This is a genomic window from Micrococcus sp. LASM2_SD2 (assembly GCF_057364565.1).
On sequence record NZ_JBNFOB010000140.1, the window covers coordinates 1 to 6,216 of the forward strand.

At 71.3% G+C, this 6,216-nt stretch carries 4 protein-coding genes; 3 read left to right on the forward strand and 1 reads right to left on the reverse strand.

Translation table 11 applies throughout. The annotated features are described in order from the left end of the window. The first annotated feature begins 291 nt into the window (after positions 1-291). Positions 292-885, forward strand: a complete 594-nt coding sequence (locus tag AC2W7A_RS08215) for a hypothetical protein (RefSeq protein ID WP_485990928.1) — start codon at positions 292-294, stop codon at positions 883-885. A 104-nt stretch (positions 886-989) separates the two neighbouring features. Here the strand turns inward: AC2W7A_RS08215 and clpB are convergent, their stop codons facing one another. Further along, on the reverse strand, positions 990-3,596 hold the full coding sequence (gene clpB / locus AC2W7A_RS08220) for an ATP-dependent chaperone ClpB (RefSeq protein WP_485990929.1): 2,607 nt from the start codon (positions 3,594-3,596) through the stop codon (positions 990-992). 237 nt (positions 3,597-3,833) lie between these two features. Between clpB and AC2W7A_RS08225 the strand changes: the two genes are divergently transcribed. Next, complete coding sequence (locus tag AC2W7A_RS08225) at positions 3,834-5,792, forward strand: heavy metal translocating P-type ATPase (protein ID WP_485990930.1); 1,959 nt, start codon at positions 3,834-3,836, stop codon at positions 5,790-5,792. A 77-nt stretch (positions 5,793-5,869) separates the two neighbouring features. After that, positions 5,870-6,097 (forward strand): heavy-metal-associated domain-containing protein, encoded by a 228-nt coding sequence (locus tag AC2W7A_RS08230; protein ID WP_485990931.1) that lies wholly within the window; start codon positions 5,870-5,872, stop codon positions 6,095-6,097. Positions 6,098-6,216 lie beyond the last annotated feature (119 nt).

A 6,216-nucleotide genomic window follows, 5' to 3' on the forward strand; every position in this document is an offset into this window, starting at 1 on the left:
CCGGGCGCGGCGGCAGGCGGGGGCGGAGAGGCGGCAGGCGCGGCGCGCCGGCGTCGCGATGATTCCCCTCGAAGCTCATGCCCTCACCCTACGGGCGTGACAACTGTCATGGTCCGCCGTGCGGAGATGCCCGGGCGAAGGTGACGCTGCGGCACTTCTTGCCGAGCCCACCGGGCGGAAGGCTGGAGTCATCAGCTCGGGAACCCGACCGGATCCCGAACCGGAGCACTCGGGAACACGACGTTGTCCCGAACGACAGCACTCGAGAGGAACGTGGTCACGATGGACCTGATGAACACCGCACGCGAGTTCGTGACGGGACTGCCGGAGGCGCTGCAGGGCATGGGCGTCTTCCTCGTCTCCTTCATCCCGTTCGTGGAGGGCGAGGGCGCCGCGGTCATCGGCGTGCTTGCCGGCATCGACCCCTGGCTGGCCGCTCCGGTGGCGGCCCTGGGCAACATCCTGGTGATCGCGATCCTGGTGTACACCGCCCACGGGGTGCGCGGCGCCGTGCTGAACCGCCGCGCCGCCCGTCGCGAGCCGGCCCCGGCGATGGCCGGTGCATCGGACGGACGTGACGGTTTCCCGAACGACAGCACCTGGGGACGCGACGATTTCCCGAACGAAAGCGCCGGGGGCCAGAAGCAGGGGTCCGCGTCCCGCGCGCTGCTGCGCGAGCGCTTCGAGCGCTGGGGCGTGCCGGGCCTGTCCCTGATCGGCCCGCTGATCTTCATCCCGGGCCATGCCGCGGCCCCGGCCATGGTCTCTTTCGGCGCCTCGAAGGACTACGTGATGGTGTGGCAGGTCGTCTCGATCGTCCTCTACACCGCGGTGACCGCCTCGCTGCTGGCCTTCGCCCTCATGAAGATGGGCACCCTCGGCTGAGCCGGCCCCTTCGTCGAACCAGAGGAATCGGCCTCTTCAGATCGCTCTGAAGGGGCCGATTCCTCTGGTTCGGCGCGAGGACCTCCCAATCCGGCGCGGAGGCGTCAGCCCTTCCGGGCCACGGTCAGGCCGTCCTCGCCCTCGACCCGGTCCACGGACACGGTGTCCCCGTCCGCGATCTCGCCGGCCAGGATGCCGCGGGCCAGGCGGTCGCCGATCTCGCGCTGCACCAGGCGGCGCAGCGGACGGGCGCCGTAGGCCGGGTCGAAGCCGGTCTCGGCCAGCCACTGCTCGGCCGCCTCGGACACCTCGAGGGTGAGTCGACGCTCCGCCAGGCGGGACTGCATGTCCGCGACCTGCAGGTCCACGATCCTCGTCAGCTCCGCCAGGCTGAGCGCGTCGAACTGCACCACCTCGTCCAGGCGGTTCAGGAACTCCGGCTTGAAGGCCGTCCTCACCACGGACATCACGGACTCGTGCTTCTCCTCATCGGACAGCGACGGGTCCACCAGGAACTGGCTGCCCAGGTTCGAGGTCAGGATGAGGATGACGTTGCGGAAGTCCACGGTGCGGCCCTGGCCGTCGGTGAGGCGGCCGTCGTCGAGCACCTGCAGGAGGATGTCGAAGACCTCCGGGTGGGCCTTCTCCACCTCGTCCAGCAGCACCACCGAGTACGGGCGGCGCCGCACGGCCTCGGTCAGCTGGCCGCCCTCGTCGTAGCCGACGTAGCCGGGAGGGGCGCCCACCAGACGGGAGACCGCGTGCTTCTCCGCGTACTCGGACATGTCGATGCGGACCATGGCCCGGTCGTCGTCGAACAGGAAGTCCGCCAGCGACTTCGCCAGCTCCGTCTTGCCCACGCCCGTGGGGCCCAGGAAGAGGAACGAACCGGTCGGACGGTCCGGGTCGGACACGCCGGCGCGGGCGCGGCGCACCGCATCCGAGACGGCCGTGACCGCGGCCTTCTGGCCGATCAGGCGCTCGCCGAGGTGCTCCTCCATGGTGAGCAGCTTCTCGGACTCGGAGGCCATCATGCGGCCGGCCGGGATGCCGGTCCACGCGGAGATGACCTCCGCGATGTCGTCCGCCGTGACGTTCTCCGAGACCATGGTGTGCTCGTCCTCGGAGCCGCCCTCCGCGGACCGCTCGGCCTCGTCGGCGGCGGCCAGCTCCTTCTCCAGGGCGGGGATCTCGCCGTAGAGCAGGCGGGAGGCCTCGGCGAGGTCGCCCTCGCGCTGGGCCTTCTCGGCCTGGGAGCGCAGGTCGTCGATCTTCACGCGCAGGTCACCGGCCTTGTTCAGCGAGGCCTTCTCCTGCTCCCACCGGGCGGTGAGGGCGCGCAGCTCCTCCTCCTTGTCCGCCTTCTCGGCGCGGAGGCCGGCCAGGCGCTCCACAGAGGACGGGTCGGACTCGCCCTCCAGGGCCAGCTCCTCCATGGTGATGCGGTCCACCTGGCGGCGCAGCACGTCGATCTCCTCCGGGGCGGAGTCGATCTCCATGCGCAGGCGCGAGGCGGCCTCGTCCACGAGGTCGATGGCCTTATCCGGCAGCTGACGGCCGGTGATGTACCGGTCGGACAGGGACGCGGCGGCCACCAGGGCGGAGTCCGCGATCTCCACCTTGTGGTGCGCCTCGTAGCGCTCCTTCAGGCCGCGGAGGATCGCGATGGTGTCGTCCACCGACGGCTCGCCCACGTAGACCTGCTGGAAGCGGCGCTCCAGGGCGGGGTCCTTCTCGATGTTCTCGCGGTACTCGTCCAGGGTGGTGGCGCCGATCAGGCGCAGCTCGCCACGGGCCAGCATGGGCTTGAGCATGTTGCCCGCGTCCATGGCGCCCTCGGAGGCGCCGGCGCCGACCACGGTGTGGATCTCGTCGATGAAGGTGACGATCTGCCCGTCCGCGGCCTTGATCTCCTCGAGCACGGCCTTCAGGCGCTCCTCGAACTCGCCGCGGTACTTCGCTCCGGCGATCATGGCACCCAGGTCCAGGGAGATCAGGGTCTTGCCGCGCAGGGACTCCGGGACGTCGCCGGCCACCATGCGCTGGGCCAGGCCCTCCACCACGGCGGTCTTGCCGACGCCGGGCTCGCCGATGAGCACCGGATTGTTCTTGGTGCGGCGGGAGAGGACCTGCACCACGCGGCGGATCTCGGCGTCACGGCCGATGACCGGGTCCAGCCTGCCGGAGCGGGCCACGGCGGTCAGGTCCGTGCCGAACTTCTCCAGTGACTGGAACGTGGCCTCCGGGTCCGGGGTGGTCACCTTGGAGTCGCCGCGCACCTGGCCGAAGGCGGCGCGCAGGGCCTCCACGGTGGCACCGGCGTTGCGCAGGGCGGTGCCCGCCTCGCCGGAGTCCGCGGCCAGGCCGAGCAGCAGGTGCTCGGTCGAGACGTAGGTGTCCCCGAAGCCGGCGGCCTGCTGCTGGGCCGCGCGCACCACGTTGCCGGAGGCCGGGGACAGCTTCGCCTCGGCGACGGCCGAGCCGGAGACCTTGGGCAGCGCGTAGATGGCCGAGGACGCGGCGGAGGACACCACGTCCGGGTCCACGCCGGCGGCCTTGAGCACGCCGACGGCCACGGAGTCGCGCTGGTCCATGAGCGCCTTGAGCAGGTGGGCCGGCTCGATGGTCGGGTTGTTCGCGGTGGAGGCGTTCATGGCCGCGGCCGAGAGCGCCTCCTGGCTCTTGGTGGTGAACTGCGGGTTCTGGTTCATGGGTGGCCTCCTCAGGGCGTCCGGGAAAACTTGAGTCTGTTCTGCTCAACCCTGTCTGCGGTCACTCTATTCCACCACCGGGACCGGCGCCGGCACACCGCTCGTCCCCGGTGTCCGACCCCGGTGCCCGACCCCGGGGCTTGACCCCGGTCAAGGCCGTTCCGCGCCGACTGGGATGGACTGAGGGCAGTCGAACGCCCGCACCCGCGGACCCCGCCCCAGAAAGGACGTCCCACCATGAACGCGCTCACCGCGCTCCTCGGCTCGGCCACCGCCAAGGCCAGGATCGCGGCGGTCTCCGGAGCCCTGCTGCTCGCCGCCCTCGCAGCCTGGGCGATGGGCTCCCCGACCGTCCAGGACATCGCCCTGATCGCCGCCTCGGTCGTCGCCGGCGTCCCCATCGCCCTGATCGCCGTCCAGGCGCTGCGCTACAAGGCGTTCTCCATCGACCTGCTGGTGACCATCGCGGTCGTCGGCGCCCTGGTCATCGGCGAGTACGTCGAGTCCGGCGTCGTCGCCTTCCTCTTTGTCTTCGGCTCGTATCTGGAGGCCCGCACGCTGGCCAAGACCCGCGAGTCCATCCGCGAGCTGACCGAGATGGCCCCGCGCACCGCCACCGTGCTGCGCGACGGCGAGACCGTCACCGTCGACGTCGACGACGTGGACGAGGGCGAGACCGTCGTCATCCGCACCGGCGACACCGTCCCCGTGGACGGCACCGTGGTCTCCGGCTCCGGCCACCTGGACGAGGCCACCATCACCGGCGAGTCCGTCCCCGTGGAGCGCACCGAGGGCGACCAGGTCTTCTCCGGCACCCTGCTGGACAACGGCTACCTGCAGGTCCGCGCCGACCAGGTCGGCGACGACACCACCTTCGCCCGCATCATCGAGATGGTGGAGGACGCCCAGAACTCCTCCTCCTCGGCCCAGCGCTTCCTGGACCGCTTCGCCAAGTGGTACACCCCGGCGATCATCGTCGCCTCCGTCCTGGTGTTCGCCTTCACCCGCGACGCCCACTTCGCCCTGACCTTCCTGGTCATCTCCTGCCCCGGCGCCCTGGTGATCTCCACCCCGGTGTCCATGGTGGCCGGCCTGGGCAACGGCGCCCGGCACGGCGTGCTGCTCAAGGGCGGCGACGCGATGGAGCGGCTGTCCACGGTGAGCGCCGTCGTCGTGGACAAGACCGGCACCCTGACCCACGGCCACCCGGAGGTCACCGCGGTGCGCGCCCGCCCCGGCGTCGAGGAGACCGAGATGCTGGCCCTGGCCGCCTCCCTGGAGACCGCCTCCGAGCACCCGCTGGGCGCTGCCGTCGTCCGTGACGCCCGCACCCGCGGGCTCGCCCTGACCGACCCGACCGAGGTGGAGGTCCACCGCGGCGCCGGCATCTCCGGCCTGGTGGACGGCACCTGGGTGGGTGTGGGCTCGCGCCGCATGCTCCCCGAGGAGGGCCTGGCCGCCGACGTCATGGACACCGTCGAGGCCCATGAACGCGACGGCGCCACCGTGTTCTTCGTGCTGGCCGGCCCGCAGGCCATGAGCGCCGAGGTGATCGGCCTGATCGCCGTGGCGGACACTGTCCGCGAGGGCGTGGCCGAGTCCATCGCCCAGCTGCACGGGGCCGGCATCGAGAAGGTCGTCATGCTCACCGGAGACAACCGCCGCACCGCACAGGCGGTCGCCACCCGCCTGGGCATCGACGAGGTCCGCGCCGAGCTGATGCCCCAGGACAAGGTCACCGCGGTCCAGGAACTGCAAGAGCAGGGCCTGAAGGTCGCCATGATCGGCGACGGCGTCAACGACGCCCCCGCGATCGCCACCGCCGACCTCGGCATCGCCATGGGCACCGGCACGGACGTCTCCATCGAGACGGCCGACGTGGTGCTCGCCGGCGGCCGCTTCGACCAGCTGGTCCACGCCCGGCGCCTGTCCAAGGCCACCGTGGCGAACATGCTGCAGAACACCGTGATCGCCCTGGCCACCGTGGCCGGACTGCTCCTCGGCGTGCTGGCCGGCAAGGTCTTCATGGCCGCCGGGATGCTCATCCACGAGCTGTCCGTGCTGGTCGTGATCCTCAACGCCGTCCGGCTGGTCCGCTTCGGCCGGCGCGGCCGCACCCAGGCCGACGCCGAGCACGCCGCCCGCGGCGTGCTTGACCCACGTCAAGGCGTCGGATCGAGTTCCGCGATGGACTGAGCATGAACCGAACGGCAGGGATCACCGGCCCGCAGGCCGGCCCCGCTGCCACCGCCCCACCGAGAGGAGCGCCAGAGATGGCCACCAAGAACGCCCGCTTCACCACCGAACCCTTCACCTGCCCCTCCTGCATCAAGAAGATCGAGTTCGCGGTCGGCCGCATGGACGGCGTGCAGGACGTGAACGTGATGTTCAACTCCTCCAAGGTGAAGGTCGCCTTCGAGGAGGACGCGGTGGCCCCGGAGGCCATCGCCGAGACCATCACGGGCCTGGGCTACCCGGTCACCGCCACCTCGGTCCGCTGACCGGCCGGCTGCGGCCCGCCGCAGGACGGGGACGACGACGGCGCCCGGAGGGACACCCTCCGGGCGCCTCGTCCTGTTGCGTGGGTCCGGGCCGCATCCGTGGGGGACCCGGGCGCGGG